General features: G+C 49.0%; 21 protein-coding genes. 14 read left to right on the top strand and 7 right to left on the bottom strand.

All coding sequences use genetic code 11. The features are described 5' to 3' along the window. Nucleotides 1–112: 112 nt before the first annotated feature. Both mtaB and Q1A54_RS07075 read left to right on the top strand, forming a co-directional pair. Nucleotides 113–1,432, top strand: coding sequence for a tRNA (N(6)-L-threonylcarbamoyladenosine(37)-C(2))-methylthiotransferase MtaB (gene mtaB / locus Q1A54_RS07070; RefSeq protein ID WP_299986226.1), 1,320 nt, complete (start codon nt 113–115; stop codon nt 1,430–1,432). Between the two features lie 73 nt (nt 1,433–1,505). Next, nucleotides 1,506–2,144, top strand: coding sequence for an OmpH family outer membrane protein (locus Q1A54_RS07075; RefSeq protein WP_299986228.1), 639 nt, complete (start codon nt 1,506–1,508; stop codon nt 2,142–2,144). 65 nt (nt 2,145–2,209) lie between these two features. On the opposite strand, the gene Q1A54_RS07080 is transcribed toward Q1A54_RS07075, so the two are convergent. Beyond that, on the bottom strand, nt 2,210–2,596 hold the full coding sequence (locus Q1A54_RS07080; protein ID WP_366915789.1) for a DUF6678 family protein: 387 nt from the start codon (nt 2,594–2,596) through the stop codon (nt 2,210–2,212). A gap of 3 nt (nt 2,597–2,599) precedes the next feature. After that, the gene (locus Q1A54_RS07085; protein ID WP_299986232.1) at nt 2,600–3,847 is read right to left on the bottom strand and encodes an ABC transporter permease; all 1,248 of its coding nucleotides are present in this window, start codon (nt 3,845–3,847) and stop codon (nt 2,600–2,602) included. Between the two features lie 129 nt (nt 3,848–3,976). Between Q1A54_RS07085 and Q1A54_RS07090 the strand changes: the two genes are divergently transcribed. After that, complete coding sequence (locus Q1A54_RS07090) at nt 3,977–5,245, top strand: asparagine synthetase B (protein ID WP_299986234.1); 1,269 nt, start codon at nt 3,977–3,979, stop codon at nt 5,243–5,245. A 95-nt stretch (nt 5,246–5,340) separates the two neighbouring features. Here the strand turns inward: Q1A54_RS07090 and Q1A54_RS07095 are convergent, their stop codons facing one another. The 5 genes from Q1A54_RS07095 to lpxK all read right to left on the bottom strand — a co-directional run bounded on the left by Q1A54_RS07095 (nt 5,341) and on the right by lpxK (nt 11,378). Further along, nucleotides 5,341–6,981 (bottom strand): T9SS type A sorting domain-containing protein, encoded by a 1,641-nt coding sequence (locus Q1A54_RS07095; protein ID WP_299986236.1) that lies wholly within the window; start codon nt 6,979–6,981, stop codon nt 5,341–5,343. Next, the gene (locus Q1A54_RS07100) at nt 6,978–7,592 is read right to left on the bottom strand and encodes a hypothetical protein (RefSeq protein ID WP_299986238.1); all 615 of its coding nucleotides are present in this window, start codon (nt 7,590–7,592) and stop codon (nt 6,978–6,980) included. The genes Q1A54_RS07095 and Q1A54_RS07100 overlap by 4 nt, the downstream gene beginning before the upstream one ends. 147 nt (nt 7,593–7,739) lie before the next feature. Beyond that, nucleotides 7,740–8,345 carry a tRNA-(ms[2]io[6]A)-hydroxylase gene (locus tag Q1A54_RS07105; RefSeq protein ID WP_196114977.1) on the bottom strand — a complete coding sequence of 202 codons (606 nt, stop codon included), beginning with the start codon at nt 8,343–8,345 and terminating at the stop codon, nt 7,740–7,742. Between the two features lie 15 nt (nt 8,346–8,360). Next, the gene (locus tag Q1A54_RS07110) at nt 8,361–10,235 is read right to left on the bottom strand and encodes a putative porin (protein ID WP_299986240.1); all 1,875 of its coding nucleotides are present in this window, start codon (nt 10,233–10,235) and stop codon (nt 8,361–8,363) included. Nucleotides 10,236–10,301: 66 nt separating this feature from the next. Further along, nucleotides 10,302–11,378, bottom strand: a complete 1,077-nt coding sequence (lpxK, locus tag Q1A54_RS07115; RefSeq protein ID WP_299986241.1) for a tetraacyldisaccharide 4'-kinase — start codon at nt 11,376–11,378, stop codon at nt 10,302–10,304. A 123-nt stretch (nt 11,379–11,501) separates the two neighbouring features. On the opposite strand from lpxK, the gene Q1A54_RS07120 reads away from it, so the two are divergent. The 11 genes from Q1A54_RS07120 to groES all read left to right on the top strand — a co-directional run bounded on the left by Q1A54_RS07120 (nt 11,502) and on the right by groES (nt 22,354). Further along, entirely contained in the window at nt 11,502–11,960 is a 459-nt protein-coding gene (locus Q1A54_RS07120) for a hypothetical protein (RefSeq protein WP_299986242.1), read from the top strand. A 55-nt stretch (nt 11,961–12,015) separates the two neighbouring features. Further along, nucleotides 12,016–13,125: a Nif3-like dinuclear metal center hexameric protein gene (locus Q1A54_RS07125; protein ID WP_299986243.1), complete on the top strand. Its 1,110-nt coding sequence runs from the start codon at nt 12,016–12,018 to the stop codon at nt 13,123–13,125. A 4-nt stretch (nt 13,126–13,129) separates the two neighbouring features. Beyond that, nucleotides 13,130–13,861 (top strand): C4-type zinc ribbon domain-containing protein, encoded by a 732-nt coding sequence (locus Q1A54_RS07130; protein WP_196114982.1) that lies wholly within the window; start codon nt 13,130–13,132, stop codon nt 13,859–13,861. 71 nt (nt 13,862–13,932) lie between these two features. Beyond that, complete coding sequence (locus Q1A54_RS07135) at nt 13,933–15,387, top strand: tetratricopeptide repeat protein (RefSeq protein ID WP_299986245.1); 1,455 nt, start codon at nt 13,933–13,935, stop codon at nt 15,385–15,387. Between the two features lie 4 nt (nt 15,388–15,391). Further along, nucleotides 15,392–16,687, top strand: coding sequence for an anthranilate synthase component I family protein (locus Q1A54_RS07140; RefSeq protein WP_299986247.1), 1,296 nt, complete (start codon nt 15,392–15,394; stop codon nt 16,685–16,687). A 91-nt stretch (nt 16,688–16,778) separates the two neighbouring features. Beyond that, a complete protein-coding gene (gene miaB / locus Q1A54_RS07145) occupies nt 16,779–18,218 on the top strand; it encodes a tRNA (N6-isopentenyl adenosine(37)-C2)-methylthiotransferase MiaB (protein ID WP_299986249.1) in 1,440 nt (479 codons plus the stop codon). A gap of 44 nt (nt 18,219–18,262) precedes the next feature. Next, entirely contained in the window at nt 18,263–19,537 is a 1,275-nt protein-coding gene (locus Q1A54_RS07150; RefSeq protein WP_299986251.1) for a sigma-54 dependent transcriptional regulator, read from the top strand. Then, nucleotides 19,521–20,045 carry an LptE family protein gene (locus tag Q1A54_RS07155; protein ID WP_230391981.1) on the top strand — a complete coding sequence of 175 codons (525 nt, stop codon included), beginning with the start codon at nt 19,521–19,523 and terminating at the stop codon, nt 20,043–20,045. Before Q1A54_RS07150 ends, Q1A54_RS07155 begins: the two co-directional genes overlap by 17 nt. Nucleotides 20,046–20,071: 26 nt before the next feature. Beyond that, entirely contained in the window at nt 20,072–21,433 is a 1,362-nt protein-coding gene (locus Q1A54_RS07160) for a hypothetical protein (protein ID WP_299986254.1), read from the top strand. A 1-nt stretch (nt 21,434) separates the two neighbouring features. Then, on the top strand, nt 21,435–21,815 hold the full coding sequence (secG, locus tag Q1A54_RS07165; protein ID WP_299986256.1) for a preprotein translocase subunit SecG: 381 nt from the start codon (nt 21,435–21,437) through the stop codon (nt 21,813–21,815). 248 nt (nt 21,816–22,063) lie between these two features. After that, nucleotides 22,064–22,354, top strand: coding sequence for a co-chaperone GroES (gene groES, locus Q1A54_RS07170; RefSeq protein WP_007659288.1), 291 nt, complete (start codon nt 22,064–22,066; stop codon nt 22,352–22,354). Nucleotides 22,355–22,388 lie beyond the last annotated feature (34 nt).

A 22,388-nucleotide genomic window follows, 5' to 3' on the forward strand; every position in this document is an offset into this window, starting at 1 on the left:
CGTTCCGTATAAAAAAATAGGTTGGCTAGCTATAACGCTGATTAACAAGGCTGTTTACATAGGCCCCTACTGACTCATTCAAAATTTAAATTTGTATCTTTGCACCCTGATTATGAAAAAGGTAGCATTTTATACACTGGGCTGTAAGCTGAACTACTCTGAAACCAGCACGATCGGAAGAATTTTCCAGGAGCGCGGTTTTGAGAAGGTGGAATTTACTGATACGCCTGACATATACGTGATCAATACCTGCTCTGTCACCGACAATGCAGATAAGAAATGCCGTAAAATCGTAAAGGAGGCGCAGAAGTACTCTCCTAACGCATTTATCACCATTGTCGGCTGCTATGCGCAGCTTAAGCCAAAAGAGATCAGCGAAATCCCTGGTGTTGACGCCGTATTGGGAGCCGCTGAGAAGTTTCAGTTGGTGGACATCCTCGAGACATTCGAGAAAAAGGAGCAACCACAGGTATATGCCAGCGCTATCAGCGAGGCAAACACCTTCCACAACTCCTACTCATTTGGCGACCGTACGCGCACCTTCCTCAAAGTGCAGGACGGCTGCGACTACTCCTGCACCTTCTGCACCATACCGCTGGCCCGTGGCAATAGTCGCTCCGACAGCATCGCCAATGTGGTGCGCTCTGCCAATGAAATAGCTGAGTCGGGTGTGAAAGAGATCGTGCTCACAGGTGTAAATACAGGCGACTTCGGTTTGCAGGATGGGGAACGTGTGGAGACGTTTTACGAACTGGTACAGGAACTTGACAAAGTAGAAGGTATAGATCGCTTCCGCATCTCTTCTATCGAGCCTAATCTGCTAAAAGACGAGATCATCGAATTTGTGAGCCAGAGCAAGCGCTTTATGCCGCACTTCCATGTGCCGCTGCAGTCAGGCTCTAACAAGATACTGAAGCTGATGCGCCGCCGCTACCTGCGTGAGCTGTATGCTGACCGTGTTGCCACAATTAAATCGCTGATGCCGCATTGCTGTATTGGGGTGGATGTGATCGTAGGCTTCCCGGGCGAGACAGAAGAAGACTTCCTGGAGACTTATAACTTCATCAATGGACTTGATGTAAGCTACCTGCACGTGTTCCCTTACTCCGAGCGTGAAAACACGATGGCTCCGGATATGCCGGGCAAGGTAAGCATCAAAGACCGTAACCGCAGAGCCGATATGTTGCGCATTCTTTCCGAAAAGAAAAAGCGTTTCTTCTACGAGCAGAACATAGGCCGGGAGTTTACGGTGCTATTCGAAGACGATGTGAAAGACGGTGTGATGGAAGGCTGGACTGAGAATTATGTGCGTGTAGCAGCCAAATACGACCCCGTATTAGTAAATGAAACAAAGCATGTACGACTGACCGACATCAACGAGCAGGGCTTAATGGAGGCCGAAGAAACTTATATAGAGGTGCTGAAACATTAAAAATTCTGAATTTTTAAAAATTAGCCCTATATTTTCAGTCTGAAACAATCAATAACAGCTTAATTATCTAATTGTGAACCTATCTAGAATCGTTTTGGGAGTTGCTTTGGGCGCTCTAGTAACTGCTTGTAACACAGATCAAAAGCCACAGGCGACTGTTACTTCTACTACATCAGCTAACAGCTCTGATACCCTGGCTACTGCTGCCGTAGCTGATATTGTGTACATCAACTCAGACTCTCTGCTGAGCAATTATGAGTATTTTAAAGACGCTCGTACACGCTTTCAGTCCAAAACGCAGAAAGCTGAGAAAGATCTTCAGGCCAAAGCAGCTGCATTCGAGAAGGATGTACAAAACTACCAGCGCACTGGCGGCAATATGACAGTGGAGCAGCGTGCTTCTACAGAACAGAAACTCTCACAGCGTCAGCAGCAGTTGCAGCAGCAGAGCCAGACCACGGGCAACCAACTGGCTACTGAAGAAGCTGAAGAGATGAAAAAGATCTACGATCGCGTAGAAGCATACCTGCAGAAGCTAAGCCAGGAAAGAGGCTATAAAATGGTATTGACTTACTCTAGAGGGCAAAGTGCAATCTTGTACGGCGACAACTCACTGGACATAACACAAGAAGTATTGGCTGGACTGAACAGCGAATATGATCAGGAGAAAACAGCGGCCACTACAAAAGAGCCAGCTGCCAAAAAGAAATAACCTGACACCAGGTATAGTAAACAAAGAAGGCGGGCCCATAAGCCCGCCTTCTTTGTTTTGATCTCTTACTGTAGCTGTTGGTAACCCATTATCCTAAATATCTCCCCCTCAACTTCATGCGGTATGCCATACTTATCTAGCACCTCCTGAAACAGATCTGTATAGTCTGCCTGCAGTGTTGGAGCTAAGAGCCCGGTGCTGGATTCTTTCATCGCCTTTATCTCCAGCCACTCAATATTTGCCAGGCCCGTCTGCTCCAGTTGCTCCCACCATATGGGGGCATAATGTTTCGGCGCAACATCGTCATGGAGATATTTGATGCGCACATGCGGTTCAATCTGAGGAAGACTGCGCATGGCCGAAATCAACTCCTGCCATTTCGTGTTATTCATGATCGGGACTAAGCGCTTTTCGTCTAAGATATGGCTCAGACCTTCATATGGCTTTATCATACACTATTCGTAGCGTAACGATTCGATTGGGTCGAGTCTGGAGGCACGGTGAGCGGGATAATAGCCCGAAAGCACACCAACAACCACACAGATCGTTAAACCTACGAACACCCAGATCCAGGGAACAATAAAGCCGCCATCACCGATCAGGGATGCAATGCCATTGCCCATGAGTATACCCAGGAAAATACCGACCAGCCCTCCCAGTATGCAGATCACGATGGCCTCGATTAGGAACTGCTGCTGAATTTGCATAGCAGTGGCACCCAAAGCTTTGCGAACACCAATTTCTCGTGTACGTTCATTCACAGACACCATCATGATGTTCATTAGCCCGACAGAGGCACCCAGCAGGGTAATAAATCCAATGATGAATCCGCCCACTTTAAGATAACCCGTGATTTCGTTCAGGCTCTGGATCAGCGAGTCACTTCTCCTGATCTCAAAGGATTCCTCCTGTCCCAGCTTGTCCTGGCGCACGTTGCGCATCACGCCCGTTGCTTCGCCCATGACATAGGTAAGTTCCTCAGGCTTAGAAATGGAGGTTTTGATGTTGTAAGTCAGTGTGCCATTGCCTTGCTGCGGAATCTGCCGCCCCGTTTCGAGTGGGATAAGAATCATGCGATCACCTCCACTGCCGCCCATGCTACTGCCGCGCTTCTCCAGTTCCCCTACTACTTTAAAGCGGCGCCCTAAAAAGGAGATATACTGGTTAATCGGATCGGTCTTCGGGAAAAGCTTATCAGATATTTCTTTACCGATGATGGCAACGTTGGAACCAAGCTCCAGCTCATAGTTGGAGAAAGCCCGGCCCCGCTCTAGGTTTAGGTTTTGGCCAGACAGATAAAATTCATCTCCGGCTATTATGTTTATATTCGGGTTTGTCTTATCTGACACACTCTTTACAACAGTAGCACCTGAAATATTGGCTGAAAGGCTCACTTGTGACTTCGCCTCCATCAACTCCTTATACTTCACTGCCTGGTCGTAGGTGATATCCGGGTATACCTTGTCTGTTCTTCCCTGTCCATTGTTTCCCCTGCCGCTGTTGTACTTCTTTCGGATATCAAAAGAGTTGGCGCCTAGGCTCGAAAAAGTCTGGTTAAGGGAGTTCTTCATGCCATCAACGGCTGTGAGTATACCTACCAGTGACATAATGCCGATGGAGATGATCAGACCGGTAAGGACGGTCCGTAGCAGGTTACTTTTGATGGCTCGAATACTTTCCCGTATATTTTCGAACAGGTCCATAGCTTAGGTCTTATATGCGAAACGTTCCCCCCTGCGTTAAGTATAAGGAAGAACCTCTGGTTTCTAATTTACCTCCAATATCTGAAAAAAGAACCAATTTCAATACATTTGTTACCATATGTTAAGCCCATGAAGTCATTCCGCTACCTGATACTGCTCATCGCATACCTGGTTTTCCCCTTTCATGCTTTCAGCTCCACGGTCCTTATACCGATGGATGACACCCAGAAAGACCACCTGAAGTCGTATGGAGCGGCTTATTGGGTGCTTTCCAAAAGCGTGTCGGTTGACTGGCTCCTTAATTACCGGGGTGGCAGCTTTGCCTTCCAGCATGCCCCGCAGCTTGAAAACGAGCTGGTCGTGCGCGGGATCAGCTACCAGGTTATCTCTGATGCACAATACAACACCATCCTCACCCAGATTAGCGACCCGGAGGCCAATATGGATGTCATGAAGCTGGAAAAGGTACCTAAGATTGCTGTCTATACTCCAAAGTCCAAAATGCCCTGGGACGATGCGGTGACGCTGGTATTGACCTACGCCGAGATCCCTTATGACAAGATCTATGACGAAGAGATCATGCGCGGTGACCTACCTAAGTATGATTGGCTACACCTTCACCACGAGGACTTTACAGGGCAGTACGGCAAGTTTTACTCGAGCTACCGCCATTATCCCTGGTACCAGGAACAACAGCGCGAAGCAGAGGCTTCTGCCAAATCGCTTGGCTTCAAAAAGGTATCAGAACTGAAAGGAGCAGTAGTCCGCACCATCCGTGATTTCTGTGCCGGAGGCGGCTTTTTGTTTGCCATGTGCTCTGCCACTGATACCTACGACATTGCCCTGGCGGCAGAAGGCGTGGACTTTATTGAGTCGATGTACGACGGTGACGGTGCTGATCCCAATGCGCAAAGTAAACTGGATTTCAGTAAAACCTTTGCATTCAAAGATTTCTCGCTGGTGCGCAACCCGCTTGAGTATGAGTACTCCAATATTGACATGCAGCCACAGGAGCGCGGTCTGACAGAGCCAAACGACTTCTTCCAGCTCTTTACCTTCTCAGCCAAGTGGGACCCTATACCTACCATGCTGACGCAAAACCACGCCAAAACCATCAAAGGGTTCATGGGCCAGACAACTGCCTTCCGCAAAAGCCTGGTCAAACCAGAAGTGGTGGTGATGGGTGAAAACAAAGAAGTGGGCGAGATTCGCTACATGCATGGCACCTTAGCCCGTGGCACCTGGACCTTCTATGGTGGTCATGACCCGGAAGACTACCAGCACCTGGTAGGCGAAGACCCTACCGACCTGGCCCTGCACCCTAACTCACCCGGGTATAGGCTTATCCTGAACAATATCCTGTTCCCGGCAGCTAAGAAGAAAAAACAGAAGACGTGATATACACAAAATGTAAGCCCCTACTGGTGCAGGCATTTGACAACCTGCAACTGTAGGGGCTTATATTATTATAGCCCCTGATCTATAGTGTCAGTCTATGGATTTATGATAACTTTTCTGGTCCATACCTGGTTGTCTGATACAATTCTGAGCACATAGTAACCATGAGGAAGCTTATTAAGCTGAATCGGTATCTTGGATACCTGTCTGTAATTGCTTTCCATTAACCTGGCTCCAGTACCTACTTCCTGCAGCGTGACTTGCGCTGTAGTCAGTACTTCAGGCAGCTCCACCTGCAAAACGCCTCTGTTTCTGGCCGGGTTAGGATATACCAGGATGTCGTCCGATGAAAAAGCCGCTGTAGCTTTAGAAGAAGACTTGTTTGAAGCAATTGCTCCACGGCATGGGCCCCTGTATTTCCAATCACCCTTTGCGTGACTATTTTGCGAAGGATTACTTCCTGTTGAGATGCGCTGGGCTTCGTACGTGTTGCCGTTTAATGACGCAAGTGCTCCTGCCACATACCTAAAATCAGGTTGCCAATCCGGAAGTTCGCAACTGTTCCTGTTACCTCCCCCGTAACCGTTTACAACCGTTATACTGATAGGATCCGAGGCATATGTTTCTCCCTGCTGATTGACTGCTACAGCGTATACTTCATACGATCCTTTTCCTATACCTTTCCAATGGAAAGTATAGGGTGCTTTGCTGGAAGCGCCCAATACCTTATTCCCCTGGTAGTAGACAACCTGTCGAATAGAGGCATTATCTGGAATGTCGAGTGCTACAACCAGATCCACAGAAGCATCAGCTTTAAAATAAGTGCCACTTGCCGGAGAAACTAGATCAACTGCTATAACTGGAGAAACGACTGGTATGTACCCACTGATGGTATACTCCCCAAGCGATCCATATTTAGAATATGCTCCGTAAACAGAGGTTCCCCCCTCGATCGATAGAAAATACCTGCCAGATTGAAGTTCCTCTTCTATGCTGACAGCAGGTTGCCCTACATCCTGCACACGGATCACCTGACCGCTTTCACTCCGCAGGACAAGCAGAGGGTTCAGGTTAGAATGCTCTGCAGTTGGCTGTACTTGCAGCGTAACCAAACCACCCGAGGTTTCAAATGAAAATACATCTATATCATCTGAATTGCTGATGTTCCCTTTATTCGAAGCTGGTGCAACTACCCCCGTCCCATCTATCAACAAAGCAGAAGCCGCTTCATGATGGTCACCATGATCGTCAGTTCGATAACCGAAACCATTGCGTGTGGCGATTATGTTCAGATCATCCTCTGTGTTATTAGCAAATGGATAATCTCCCTTGCTCCACTGAGCGAACGGAATAAAGGCTGCTCCCATGATAGGCGCCCAGCTCCCATTACCATAGTAGTATTCCTCTGCGGGCGAAGTTCTGCCATCGTGCGACAAGTGCAGCATATGCCCAATTTCATGGGAAGCCGTGTTACCGCCATCCACGACACCTGTATTCCAGACGAAACTGGGTGTTTCTCCCCAAATCTCGCCGCCAAAGGTAAAAGAGCCGATGTAAGCACGACCACCATCACCAGGCGAAAAATAATTTGTCGGCGTGAAAATGACTCTGCCACGCCGGTTGACGGGCGCACGGTTGAAGACCTCCTCACTAGTCGTGATGTTGACATCAAAGGCGCTGAAGTCTGCACTGATGAGGGCCCACATAGCTGCTATCTCTGACTCGCTGTAGTTCATAGCAGCGCGACTATAGGATTGCCGCCATTGAACATCTCGTTCCAAAGTGTGCCGTTAACATAGTGTCCATCGTAGTCAAGCAGTACTACGGCTGTGGCTCCAGGCAGACTTTCGAGTTTTGGAACCTGGATGGCAGCTGCGCCTAAGGTGTTCTCAGGACGGCCAGGCTCACCACTTTGATGCCGCATGAAATCGACACAAAGCACCTTGTCAATGTCCTCTTCCTGTAGGTATACATCGCCGTTTGGCTCTGTCATAAAGCGATAATAGCGCTTCTGATCAGGTATCATGACATCGCCTGTTACCCGATTGCCCAACACTTTCAGAAAGAAGTTACTGTTAGGAACATTGGAAACTTCCCCGTAAAAAATCTCGCCGTCCCTTGCGGTTTTACTCTTGCGAATTGACAGTGAAATGGATTTGTTACCAGGGAGCTGATGGCGCACCTCAGGAGAGGCAGATCGCTGAGTTTGTTTTAGGTTGGCTTTACTCTTGTAGAGCTGAGAAATCTCTGCTGCCTTGCCAATCCGGCTTTTACCTTGTGCTAAAGCTTGTCCACTGCTTAGACATACTATAAGCAGAGCAAACAAAATACAGTAAGCTTGTTTCATAATTATTCGATTTGAGAAGTGATACTTACATACAGTATACTCCTGCCAAAGGAATAAGTATTAACTAAGCTATAATTAATTAAACTAAATAAAGTAAAGAGGTGTAATTAGGCGGTCAAACAATGAAAAGTTCAGATCAATATAAATTTAGTGCATCCTATCCGGTCGGGGTTCCAGATTTCGGATGATCTCAGCTTCTATTTCGAGTAGTTCATTCAGGCGGGCATCCACTACGTCTGCTGGCATATACTCCTTGGCAAGCTTCACAAAACTTACGTAGTGCCCCGCTTCTGATACCATGAGCTCGTAGTAAAACTTCTGGAGCTCTTCGTCCTGTATATTTTTCCAGAGCAGTTTGAAGCGTTCGCAGCTGCGGGCCTCGATCAGGGCATTCACCAGCAAGTGATCCATCAGTTGGCGCTCCCGTTGCCCACCTTTGCGGATATGCTTTGTCAATTCCACCACATACTCATCCGGCCTATTGCGACCCAAACCCCAGCCACGTTTTTTCAACTCTGCCAGTACACGCTCAAAATGGCTCCACTCCTCTGCTACCAGATCTGTCATCTCTTCCACTAGGCGAGTCTTGTCAGGGTACTTCACAATGAGGGATATACCTGAGGTGGCCGCTTTCTGCTCGCAGTAAGCGTGGTCAACTAATATTTCTTCAATGTTTTTCTCAGCAATGTTCACCCAACGCGGGTCAGAAGGGAGCTGAAGGCGAAGTATCGTTTTGGTAAATTGGGAAGACATACGGGGTCAGATAGATTAATCGAAAAACATCCACTTAATGCCGAAAACAAAGCTGGTCCGCATGCCCGGGTAGTAAGGCGTACTGAAATAACCAGGCGCTGTCAGATCGGAAGCGATGTTCGCCATTTTAAGGAACACGTTCAGGTTCTTGATATCAGCTGTAATAAACACATCCGTTACGGGGTAAGGCTGTATAGTGAAGTCATTCTGCAGATGGAACTGCTGCGTAACAGGCATGTAGGCATCGGCCATGTAGGCGGTAGGAGAATACACTTGCACCCCAAACTGACCTATCAGTGCATTTCTAAACAGCGCACCTTCAAAGTAAAGCTTTGAGTCAAACAACCACTCCGGTATGCGGATCACAGGCGCTTCGCTCGTATTCGTGTAAGCGACAAAATTTTCAAAGTGAATCTTGCCGAAACGGATATGATGTTGAAGCTCGGCGCCAAACACCTGTTGATTGTCGGCATATTGCGCTGGAACGGCATTCAGATCGAAATAAATATGGCGCTTGATGTGGTTAAAGTGACCGGTTAGCCGAACAAACTGACGTGCGCCCAGTTTGCCGGCAAATGTTGCCTCCAAGCGGTCAGTCACAGAATTGTTGAAATCGTTGGTCCACTCGAAGTGGTTACCGATTATACGTTGCTCTATAAGTGAGGGTGAGCGTAGCACACGGCTGACACGCCCTTGCAATGGACCCAGTTTAGCCGTGGCACCTACTTTGTAGTCGTTAGTCATCTGAAACTCACCGTCAAAAGACAATAGTGCCTGGCCGTACATCAGACGCAATTCCCCCCCTACAAACAATTGGCTCAGACTTTCATTGCTTTCGTTGTAACGCTCCGAGCTGTCCTGCTGTGCTATGCTGAGCACCCTGTAGTCGAGTTTGGAATTGCGGAACTTGGCGTAGGCCTTGTAGAAGGACAGTTTGTTGTTTCCGGTTACACCAGCGATGTTTTCCATTTCGCGGTAAGCAGTGCGGTCATCGGTTCGGGTGAGCGGTGTGAGAACTTTTGGGTAAAACACTGGCTCACCGTTGCTCTGACGCGAAATAGCATCATCCTGAAAAATATCGCGCTGACGCCCCCAGTCGAAGCTGTGGAAGAGCTTCAGGTCTTCGCCTGCCAGTTTATAAATGTGCATCAGGTGATAGTTGCTTCGTAACTCCCGTGTAGAGGCCTGGTCGAGGTAGGTCAGCGCCTGCTGAAACAGAAAACGGTTGGCTTCTCCGGGAATAATACCGCCAAATTCGATCTGCTCGTGATTGAGGTGGGTAAAATTTGCAAAGAGGTCATACTTTTCATTCTCGGACCGATAATGCGTAAAGGCCTTCACAGCCTGGCTGCTCAGGATGCCATCGCGACGCAGGTTGGATACACCTATCTGTCGGTTCCCTGAAATGATCTGGTAAGCCACACCGGCATTCCAGCGCGGGGTGATGTTCCTGGCGTGAGTGGCCTCAAAGATCTGCTCTCCACGCTGCCCCTGAATGTAGTAAATGTGTGAGTATGGAGACCGTGTATCATAGTAGTTGACGCGGTGCGGATCATAAGCATAGCGGTCAAACACGTTTTTGTCGAGTCGGGCGCCAATCTTGTTTGGGGCTCTGAAAAGAATAGGCTTGGATGCAGTACCCACATTGCCTAGGTGCTGATAATGCGCTGTGTCCTGGTACCAAAAGCGCTCATTATGCATGTTGTTGATGCTGGTATCAATGCGCTGCAACAGATACCGTCCTTCCAGCACATCGTTTTCGAACAACTGGAGTGTTGTTCTAGGGCTGTAGAGCACTTTTGTTGTGTCGTCAACGATCTGGGACTGTGCCTGCGGGGCAACAGCCAGACCTACCAGGAGCCATATTACTGCTAAGAGCTTACTTTTCACAAGCCAAAATTAGTGATTTTCGTGCAACCCGTATACGTACTGCTATGAAGTATAAGGTGTTTTAGTTTATTTTTTATCCCCCGCGATGGGTATAGATGCTTTGAATGTGATTACATGCTGCCCTACCAGTTCATCAAATGCCTCTCCAGCCTGCTGCAGAAAGTACACTTCAACCGGTATGTAAAATATAGGCAGCTCCCGGGTCAACGTTGCAACTATACCATCTGACAGTTTTACAGCATCTTTACGTGTTGTAATGATAATCACACCTTTACCATTACCTCCTTCTAGTATACCTTTCAGCTTTTCTATATCCGCTAAGGTATAGCTATAGTGGTCTGGATACTCCAGGTGCTGCACAATTTCAAATTTCTTCTCAGCTAAATAGCGCAGCAATGGTCTGGCATTGGCTATACCTGTCAGCAGCACAACACGTATTGACAGCTGTGTCGCATTGCCTATACCTACCGGGTTGCCATAGCGAAATGCGCTGAAGAACACAGGTGTGTCAGGTCGGCTATACCTGCGGATGCGTTTGTCTATACGCATCATCTCAGCTGTTGCTAGCGTTGCAGGGCATTTTGTTACGATGATAGCATCAGCACGCCGGGCACCCTGCCGGGGCTCCCGCAATAGTCCGGTTGGCAGGACATGGTCTTCATAGAACGGACGACCATAGTCCGTCAGCATCAGGTTAAGCGAAGGATTGACGGGGCGGTGCTGCATGGCATCATCCAGAACCACGACCTCAGGAGCAGGTTTAAGCTGCAGCAGCTGTGCTATACCTGCGGGTCTGCTCTCGCAGACAGCAACCGTCACGTCCGGAAAATCGCGGTAGTATTGAAATGGTTCGTCCCCCAGGGTATGGGCAGTTGCTTTATCATCAGCCAGTACAAAACCCTTGCTTTTACGACGGTAACCCCTGCTCAGCACGGCTGTTTTTTTGTCGGTCAATAGCCGCAGCAGGTACTCCACGTGCGGGGTTTTGCCGGTGCCTCCTACCGTGAGATTGCCAACAGCTATGACTGGCAGATCAAAACGCACCGAGGATAGCCAGCCCTTGTCATAGAGCAGATTCCGCAGCAGCATGATACCGCCGTAGAGGATCGAAAATGGCCATAACAGGTAGCGTAGAACAGTCATAAGGTGCAGCTGTACATTGCAAAGGTATAGAAATATGATCAAAGCCTGTTGTCCGGACTTGATTTGTATACCCTGAATACACTATATTTAATACTTGCAATATCCGACCTCATTTATCTTCACATGAAAACAAGCCGTACCCTTACCCTTTTTGCATTTTTTCTGCTGCTTGGCACCTCGGCCTGCACTCCCTGTGCCACTATACGCTCCGATCCGCCGGCCCCTGTTTCGTTTTACCTCGTGGACGCCTCGGGCAGCAGCCCATTCGATAACCCGGCTGCCGGCATCCATCCGGATTCTATTCAACTGATACTTGATGGGGAGCCTTTTAACTACTTGTTTACCGGCACTGATGAAACCGTGAATAACCTGATTTTTGAGACCTACCCGGTCATGTACACCAAGTCGAGGGTGCGCATGCTGCTACGCCTTAACAACCTAAACACTGACACGCTGGACATCGCCTATACCGTGAACCGGGGCAAGTGCTATACCGACTATACTTACTCCGCTTTTTACTTCAATGGCAAAGAGCTCAAGCGCCAGCCCGACACAGGTTATCTGCAACTACAGGTGCTTTAAATTTTCAGGGCTGTGCCGAACTTAGTAATTTGGTGTTTTAATTGCAGACTAGACTATGAAAGATAAGAACACCATCGGCGATATAGTAAAGGTGCTGGAGCAGTACGCCCCTGTACCCTACCAGGAAAGCTACGACAACTCCGGTTTGCAAACCGGCAGCGCGGGCGACGAAGTAAAAGGCGTGCTGCTGACCCTGGACTGCACCGTAGCAGTCATAGATGAGGCGAAAGCGAAGGGCTGCAACCTGATCGTGGCACACCATCCGGTCATTTTCAAAGGACTGAAGAGTCTGACCGGGCACAGCTATGTGGAGCGCACCATTATCAAGGCCATTCAAAATAATATCGCCATTTACGCCTCCCACACCAACCTGGACAGCGTGCACAATGGCGTGAATGCCAAAATTGCGGAAAAGCTGAAGCTACAGAACATCCGCATGCTCAGTTCCAAACCCCATACCCTGATGCAGCTGGCCTTTTTTGTTCCCGTTGAGAATACAGATGAAGTGTTGGCTGCTATACATAAAGCCGGCGCCGGGCAAATCGGCGAGTACAGCGACTGCAGTTTCCAGGTACAGGGCACCGGTCGCTTCCTTCCTTCTGAACAAGCAGATCCCACCATTGGTGAGAAAGGCAAGCCGGAGCAGGTTCAGGAAAACCGGGTGGAGGTGATTTTCCCTGTCTTCAAGCAGCAGCGTATCATGCAGGCATTACTGGAGGCGCACCCTTACGAGGAAGTAGCGCATTTTCTGACCCTGCTCGAGAACAGCAACCAGGAAGTTGGCATCGGGATGATCGGAGAGCTGGAAACGCCTATGGCGGAGCAGGAATTTCTTGATTATCTGAAACAGCACATGCAGCTGCCGGGCGTTCGCTATACCCCGGTGGGTAACAAAAAAATCAAGCGGGTAGCGGTTTGCGGTGGCTCAGGCAGTTTCCTGATAAAAGACGCCCTACGCCAGGGTGCCGACGCTTATGTGACAGCCGACGTGAAATACCACGAATTCTTCGACGCAGAGGGCCGCCTGCTCATTGCTGACATCGGACACTATGAAAGTGAGGTATTTACAAAGGAGATTTTTTATGATACAATTTCCAAAAACTTTACTAATTTTGCAGTCTATTTATCGGAAGTAAACACAAACCCTATCAGATACACCTATTAACTACATGGAAAGTACGGTAGCCAGCAAATTAGAAGCACTGCTAAAGCTTCAGAGTATCGATTCGCAGCTTGATGAAATTAGACGCGTAAGAGGCGACCTCCCTGAAGAGGTTCAGGACCTGGAAGATGAAATTGAGGGCTATGAGGTAAGGGTTCGTAAGTTTGACGATGAAGTGGCAGCACTCAACGACAGCATTGCCCAACGCAAGCAGTCTATCAAAGACGCTGAAGGTCTGATCCGCAAGTACGAAGACCAGCAGACAAACGTACGCAACAACCGCGAGTACGACGCCATCACGAAAGAGATCGAGCTGCAGAAACTGGAAATCCAGATCGCAGAAAAGAAAATCAAAGAGGCACACTACCAGATCGAGCAGAAGATCAACGAGATCGAAGGCACGAAAAACCGTCTGGAAGAGCGTCGCAAAGACCTTGAAAACAAGAAGCACGAGCTTGACCAGATCGTAGCCGAGAGCGAAGAAGAGGAAAAGAACCTGGAGAAAGACCGTGACAATGCTGCACAGCAGATCGAAGACCGTCTGCTTAGCGCCTATACCCGTATCCGTAAGAACGTGCGCAACGGACTTGCAGTAGTATTAGTGAAGCGTGATGCCTGCGGTGGCTGCTTCAACACAGTTCCGCCTCAGCGCCAGGCTGATATAGCGGCTCAGAAAAAAGTTATCGTTTGCGAGCACTGCGGCCGTATTATGGCTGGTGTTGAGCAGCGTATCTACTAAATGACAGCATGCTGAGCGTTATGCGCTTGCATACATATAGAAAAAGGATGGCGTTTGCCCATCCTTTTTTTTTGTTACTATCCCTGCTCCTTTCCCACCCTGCCCAGGCGACCTCTGTCTATGGCCCTACCGTGCGACAGGCCTACGAGGCATCCATCAGCCTGCGCATACCGGATGGACGCCGTCTGATCCAGCAGGAGCTCCTGCATAATCCTGACAATGCCGCCGCGATCCTGATCGACAACCAGCAGGACTTTCTAACATGGGCCATTCAACAAAACCCGGAGGTATACGCAGGTATACTATCTCGTCAGGAAAAGCGACTGCAGCTACTTGGCAGCCTGAAAGAGAATTCCGTTTGGGTGGGTTATGCCCTGGCTGAAGTACGGCTGCAGATCGCCCTGAGCAAACTGCTGCAAGGCAACAAACTGGGCGCCGCCTGGGATTTACGACAGGCCTACCTGCAATACAGCGCCAATGCCCGGCAGTACCCCGATTTTCTGCCAAACCGCAAAACACTCGGTGCCCTGCAGGTCCTGATCGGCTCCGTGCCTGACTCCTACCGTGTATTGCTCAACATCATCGGAATGCAGGGCAGTATCGAAACAGGTATGGCAAACCTGAAGGCAGCTGCCACCAGAGACAATCCTTTCCGGGAAGAGGCGCAGCTTTTGCAGATCCTGTTATTACACTTGGTTGACCCGGAGGCAGATGAAGTTGCAGGCAACTCCATGTTGCAGCTAAGCCGCCAGCATCCGGACAACCTCCTTTATACTTTCGCAGCGATGCATGTGCTCAAAAAGACAAAAAAAAGTGAAGTCGCTTTGCAGGTATACCAGCGCAGACCACATCAGGCCGGCTATCTTTCCTTCCCCTACCTGCATCACATGGCGGCAGATCTATACCTGTACAAAGTTGATTTCAACAACTCTATAAAGTCAAACCAACTGTTCCTGTCCCAGCACAAAGGAGAGAACTACTTAAAAGCAGCCAACTACAAGCTATACCTGGCTTACTGGCTGGGCGGCCATGCTCATCAAGCAGAAAAGCATTTGACACAAATAGGGCTTGCAGGGCGAACCGAGATGGAAGAAGATGCTTACGCCGCCCGTTTTGCCAAAGAGCAGGTAAAGCCTAACCGCTACCTGATGCTGGCCCGACTTCAATCCGACGGAGGCTATTACCCGGAAGCCCTTGGCATGCTGAACCAAATGCCTATGAAGCCGGATACTGCTCCTACGGAGCGGGCTGAGTATTATTACCGCAAAGCCCGCATTTACCACGGCATGAATAAGTTGCAGCAGGCCAAACAGCACTATGAACAGGCCATAGAGGCAAGCCGGCTGACTACACTTTATTTTGCTCCTTATTCGGCTTTGCAACTGGGCTACATTTACCAGGACGAGCAAAAACCGGAGCTCGCCAGACACTGGTTCAGCAGAGCCTTAGCTTACAAAGGACACGATTACAAAAATAGCATTGACGGGAAAGCCAAATTGGCTCTCCAAACGCTTAAAAAGCTGTAATAACATGGCTTATACCAAAACCATTCTGCTGGCAGATATATCCTGCTCACTTAGCCTCCTTCGCCGGAAAGCTCTTGCCTGGGCGCAGCAGTTCAGGTTAGCAGCCAGCTATACCTCCAATGATATCCCCTATCCTTACCATGGTTTTGATGATTTGATCGCTGTATCAAACGGGCAGCCAATTCAGTGGGGACAGGAGAATGTCTTCGGGGAGCTGCAGGACAAACTGAAGGCAAAACCAGCGCTATGGTGCGGCTATCTGGGCTACGACCTCAAGAATCAGGTAGAGAAACTCATCAGCCATAATGCAGATGCGATAGGCTTTCCGGACATATTCTTTTTTGAACCGGAGCTATACCTTCACTTTAATAAAAACAGCCTAATCATCAGCAGCAAAGCTGATAATATTCAAGTTTCTTTACAGCAGATACTAGCGACTCCTATACCTGAGGACTTCTCTATATCCCCTATTCAGCTCCAGCAGCGAGTGCAGAAGGAAGACTACATTCGTAATGTAGAGCGGGTGCGGGACTATATCCGGGATGGCGAGGTATACGAGTTGAATTACTGTATGGAGTTTTATGCAGAGGAAGTGAAGCTGTCTCCCCTGCCGCTATACCTGCAGCTCAACGCACTTTCTCCTACACCATTTTCGGGCTTTCTGAAATACGATGATCTATACCTGCTTTGCGCCTCCCCGGAGCGTTTTCTCAAGAAAGAAGGCAACAAACTGATCTCACAGCCTATCAAGGGGACGATTCGTCGCGGCGCTACACCCAAGGAGGACCAGCAGCTACAACAGCAGCTGCGCCATGACGAAAAAGAACTGGCCGAAAACATGATGATCGTGGATCTGGTACGCAACGACCTGCGCCGCTCCTGCGCTACGGGCACCATTCAGGTCGAAGAAATGTTCGGCATTTACGGTTTTAGGCAGGTTTCGCAAATGATCTCGACGATATCTGGTGAACTGCGGCCAGAATGTACGATCACCGATGCGCTGAAAGGGGCTTTCCCGATGGGGAGCATGACCGGTGCACCCAAGATCAGGGCCATGGAGCTGATTGAAGAACTAGAGGTTACCAAACGAGGACTCTACTCAGGCGCCTTCGGCTACCTGAAACCTGATCAGGACTTCGACTTTAATGTCGTGATCCGAAGTCTGCAGTACAACGCCTTAACAGGCTACTTGTCGTTCATGGTGGGCAGCGCCATCACCTACGATTCTATACCTGAACAGGAGTATGAAGAGTGCCTGCTCAAAGCACAAGGTATACGGAAAGCCTTAGGGCTTGAATAAGCGCATTAGATTTAAAGAATTCCTCTGCCATTCTGTCACGTTTTACAGCGGATTATAGTATATTTGCACCTCCTAAGAGATTTTTTGAAGTATGGACCCAATCGTTGATTTAGATTTTATAGATAACCGCACTCCTGAACAGGCTACCGCAGCCGCTTCTTGCGACACCAAAGTAACGGCTGAAACTAATACCGGCAAGACCCGCAAACTGTACATCGAGAGCTACGGCTGCCAGATGAACTTCTCAGACAGCGAGATTGTGTCGTCAATCATGTTTGAGCAGGGCTTCGACACAACGGCTCAGATCGAGCAGGCGGATGTGGTATTCCTTAACACCTGCTCTATCCGAGAGAAGGCGGAGACTACAGTTCGCAATCGTTTGGGCCAGATCAATTACTTCAAGAAGAAGAAGCCTGAAATGGTGATTGGCATACTTGGCTGCATGGCCGAGCGCCTGAAAAAATCGCTGCTGGAAGAGGAAAAAATCGTGGATTTGGTAGTAGGCCCAGATGCTTACCGTGACTTACCTAACCTTATCAATGAAGTGGATGGTGGCCAGAAGGCTGTGAACGTACTTCTTTCACGCGAAGAAACCTATGCCGACATCAACCCGATCCGACTGAACAGCAACGGAGTGAGTGCCTTTATCTCGATCATGCGTGGTTGTGACAACATGTGCTCTTTCTGCGTAGTGCCATTCACACGCGGGCGTGAGCGCTCTCGCGATGCGCACTCTATCGTGCGGGAAGCCGAGGCACTGGTTGCACAGGGCTATAAGGAGGTGACACTGCTTGGACAGAATGTGGACTCTTATAAATGGGCTTCAGAAGACGGCAACGAGCACGTAAACTTTGCGCAGCTGCTGGAAATGGTGGCTAAACTCAGCCCTACCCTGCGTGTACGCTTCTCCACCTCCCACCCGAAAGACATTACAGACGAGGTGTTGTATACCATGAAAAAGTACGACAACATCTGCAAATACATACACCTGCCTGCCCAGAGCGGTAACTCCCGTGTACTCGAGTTAATGAACCGTACCTATGACCGGGAGTGGTACTTGAATCGTGTAGACGCTATCCGTGCTATACTGGGTGAAGACTGCGGCATCTCTTCGGACATGATCGCTGGCTTCTGCTCCGAAACAGAGGAAGAGCACCAGGATACCCTGTCGCTGATGGACTACGTGCAGTACGACTACTCATACATGTTCTTCTACTCAGAGCGCCCAGGCACACTGGCTGCCCGCAAACTGGAAGACGACATTCCGCTGGAAGTAAAGAAGCGTCGCCTGGCTGAGATCATCGAAAAGCAGCGCGAATGTTCTCTGAACCGCAACAAGCGTGATCTGGGTCGTGTGCACCGTGTGCTGGTGGAGGGCTTTTCTAAGAAGTCAGATCAACAGCTGAGCGGCCGCAATGACCAGAACAAAGTCGTGATCTTTGACAAGAAACATTATAAGAAAGGCGATTACGTGAATGTATTTGTAAACGACTGCTCCGTAGGCACGCTCTTCGGCGAAGCGGTAGATTAGGCTTGGAATTTTTCCAGGTCATCTAATCTTCAAATAAAAAAATAATGCGCAATATCGATATACAGAGTATAAAACAGCGCTTTGGCATCATCGGCAACTCACCCTTGCTAAACTACGCCATACAGGTGGCGGCCCAGGTGGCCCCCACCGATATGACTGTGCTGATCACGGGTGAGAGCGGCAGCGGCAAAGAGTCTTTCTCCAAGATCATTCACCACCTGAGTCCGCGCAAACATGGTCAGTTTATCGCCATCAACTGTGGCGCTATACCTGAAGGCACCATTGATTCGGAGCTTTTCGGTCACGAAAAAGGATCTTTTACCGGCGCCACAGACACCCGTAAGGGTTACTTTGAAGTAACGGACGGCGGTACGATCTTTCTTGACGAAATCGGTGAGATGCCACTCGGTACGCAGGCTCGCCTGCTGCGTGTGCTCGAAAACGGAGAATTTATCAAGGTAGGATCTTCCAAAGTGCAGAAGACCGATGTGCGTGTGGTTGCCGCTACCAACGTGAACCTGATCAACGCAGTAGAGAAAGGCCGCTTCCGGGAAGACCTGTACTATCGCCTCAATACGGTTCCGATCACAGTTCCATCATTACGTGAACGTGGTGAGGATATCTACCTACTGTTCAGAAAGTTTGCTTCAGATTTTGCTGAGCGTTATCGTGTCAAGCCCATTAGCCTGACGCAAGATGCGGTGGAGGAGCTTTTGAGCTTTCGCTTTCCGGGCAACATCCGTCAGCTGAAGAATATTGTAGAGCAGATCTCGGTGCTGGAGTACGACCGTGAACTGGATGCCAACAAGCTGCGGCACTACCTGCCCCGTGAGCAAGGCGGCAGCCAGGTACCAGCCCTGCTGGCAAAAGAACCTGGTGCTGACCAGTCCTTTTCGGAGCGCGACCTGCTTTACAAGGTTCTTTTTGACATGCGCCGCGATGTATCGGAGCTCAAAAAGCTCGTGTTCGAGCTCATGACGCGTCAGCCAGGTGATAACGAACTACTTAAGGAGCACAGCCATCTGTTTGAGAACATAGAAAAAGTAAACCATGTGCGTCCTTACAAAGGGGCAGAGCAGCCAGAGCCATATTACTTACCAGTGCAGCAACCCCGCCACGAGGAAGAGTACGACGAAAGAGTAGAAGACATCTCCCATGAAACTGAGGAGGAAGGCCTTTCGCTGGAATCAATGGAAAAGGAAATGATTCTGAAAGCGCTCAAAAAGCACAACAACAAGCGGAAGTATGCAGCCAATGACCTGGGCATTTCCGAAAGAACGCTCTACCGTAAACTAAAGCAATATGATATCGAGAACTAAGGGCCTCACTTTATTCCTGAGCCTGCTATTGGCAATTTTCTGCACCGCCTGCGGGGTGTACTCTTTCACAGGAACCTCTATATCACCTGACATCCGAACCATTTCGATTCAGAACTTTGAAAACAGTGCCGGCGAAGGTCCTTCTAACCTGACACAGGTGGTAACCAACAGTTTCCGAAACTATTATCAGCGTAACACCAACCTAACCGTACTACAGCGCGACGGCGACTTGCAATTGGAAGGACAGATTATTAGTTTTACACTGACTCCAGCGGCAGTACAGCGCGACGGCAACATCGACCAGGCGACGCTGAACCGCCTTACCATGGGCATCCAGATCCGCTTTACAAACGCAAAAGATCCGGAGCAGGACTTTGATCAGCAGTTTACAATCACAGAGGACTTTCCTCAAAATGTGGACATCACAAGCATTCCGCCTGCGGCCATCGACCGTATGACCGATCGCCTTGTGGCTGATGTGTTTAACAAGACGGTTGCCAACTGGTAGTCATAACATAGCATCATCACCTTTACATGAATAAATCTGCCTTTCTTAAACTGATCAAGCAGGTATCCGACATTTCTGACCAGCAGCAAAGCGAACTGGAGCAGGTAGCGGCTACCTTCCCCTATTGCCAGACGGCCCATCTGCTGCTGGCAAAGTCAGCTTATGACAAAGGCAGCATGCTCTCCACGCAGCGTCTGCGCCGTGCTTCTGCCTACGCAACAGACCGTCAGCTCCTCAAGCGCATCATTTATACCTCTCCTGTTCTGGAACCTGCTTATGCCGAAGAGACAGAAGAAATAGCACTGGCAGATGAAGCGGAAATTATAACTTCTGATACAGTAACAGAGCTGGAAAGCGACACAGAAGCGGCTATTGCTGAACAATCCGTAACAGAAGATGCTGAAACAACAGAAGCTATACCTGAGCCGGAAACTTCATATCCGGAAGAAACACTGGAAGAAGTATACGCCCCTGCTCCTGTTGAGGAAAGTCTGTACATAGAAGCTGAGTCGGAAACAGAATCGCCTGATGCAGAAATAGACTCTGAACTGGCCTTGCTGTTCACTTTCAACAGCATCAGTTCCTCTTCCACTGACCTGCTGAGCCAGCGGGAAGAAGAAAGCATCGAAGCCGCAGAACAGGAAACAGAGCACGCCCACCTGACAGAAGCGGCTGAAGTACTGCACGAACTGGAAGTAACGCAGCAGACAGAACAAGTAGAAGCCGAAGCAGAAGATCAGCACGCTGAAACTGAAGAAGAGGCTATACCTGTTCCCCAAACAGAAACTTACCAAGCTAATTCACTCACTACCGAGACGTCAATAGCGGAGAATACAGAACCTGACAGTGACATTTTTGCTGAAGATGCAGACGAACCTGCACTGGTAAACGCCGAAGATGCCGAGATCAACTATTCTTTTGACGAGATAGACCGACTATACGCGGAAGATGCACTGGGCTATTGGATGGGATCGAGCCGCATGGGCGAGGTGCTGCAACTGAAGGATGACTATACCCGGTCACGCCCACAAAGCTTCCACCCAGAGCTGATTTTAGAGTATAGCAAAACGCACGAACTCGAAAAAGCGATACAGCCAACTGCCCACGTGCTCAGCAAGCAGCTTGACATTATCGACCAGTTCCTTAAGCTGAATCCGAAGCTCAAGACCATGGCCAACCTGAAGCTAAAGCCTGAGCCACAGGAGGATTTATCGCTTAAGAGCTCTAAAATAAAGAAGGGAATGGCTTCTGAAAGCCTGGCCAACATCTTTATCCAACAAGGAAAGCCTAAAAAGGCTGTTAAAATTTATGAACAGCTTATTTTGAAATATCCGGAAAAAAAGTCTTACTTTGCCGAACAGATCGAGAAATTACAAAACATAACATAAAATGTATATCGCCCTAATCAGTATCATTCTTTTCATTTGCGTACTTCTTGTTTTAGTAGTACTAGCCCAGAATCCTAAAGGAGGCGGACTTTCAAGCCAGTTTGGTGGTGGCGGTGCCAGCCAGCTGATGGGCGTAAAGCGCACAGGCGACCTGCTCGAAAAACTGACCTGGGGCTTCGCAATCGCACTGGTTGTACTAACACTTGGTACGCACATGATGATCGATACCAATACTGAGTCTACTGTCCGCAGCGTGAACGAAGAGCGTGCCCGCCAGATGGGTGCTCCGGCTGCCCCAGCCCTGCCAGGCGCTGAAGGTGAAGAAGACATGTCAATCCCGGGAACGGGTGAGATACCGGAAATGGTAGACACTGCACAGTAATAAAGAACTGACAAATTGAAAGCCGGCCTTCAAAGCCGGCTTTTTTATTTTGTCCTGTACCCTACCAGTGCGAACTGACAAATAGATCCTGACTGACAGTACCTGACAAATTTGTCAGGCAGGGAACTAATTTGAACTGCTAAAATGACCCAAATTGGCAGGAAATTGGCCTTGGCACAGGAAATGATAGGGACAGTATGGTTTCAACGTTAAATCATTAACCACAAAAACTAAAAACATAACAAACTATGTCAATCAGCATTAAACCATTAGCAGACAGAGTGATTGTAGCTCCTGCTGCAGCAGAGGAAAAAACGAAGTCTGGTATCATCATTCCGGACACTGCTAAAGAGAAGCCACAGCGCGGTGAGATCGTAGCTGTAGGCGAGGGCAAAGTATCTGAGCAAGGCGCTCTGATGAAGCCACAGGTTGCCGTTGGCGACCAGGTGTTGTACGGCAAGTATGCAGGTACAGAGATTTCTGTTGACGGCAACGATTACCTGATCATGCGTGAGTCAGATATCCTGGCTATCCTTTAATCTATTCCATTTAAACAAAACCAAAGAGATATAA

Source organism: uncultured Pontibacter sp. (assembly GCF_947502515.1).
Classification (GTDB): Bacteria; Bacteroidota; Bacteroidia; order Cytophagales; family Hymenobacteraceae; genus Pontibacter.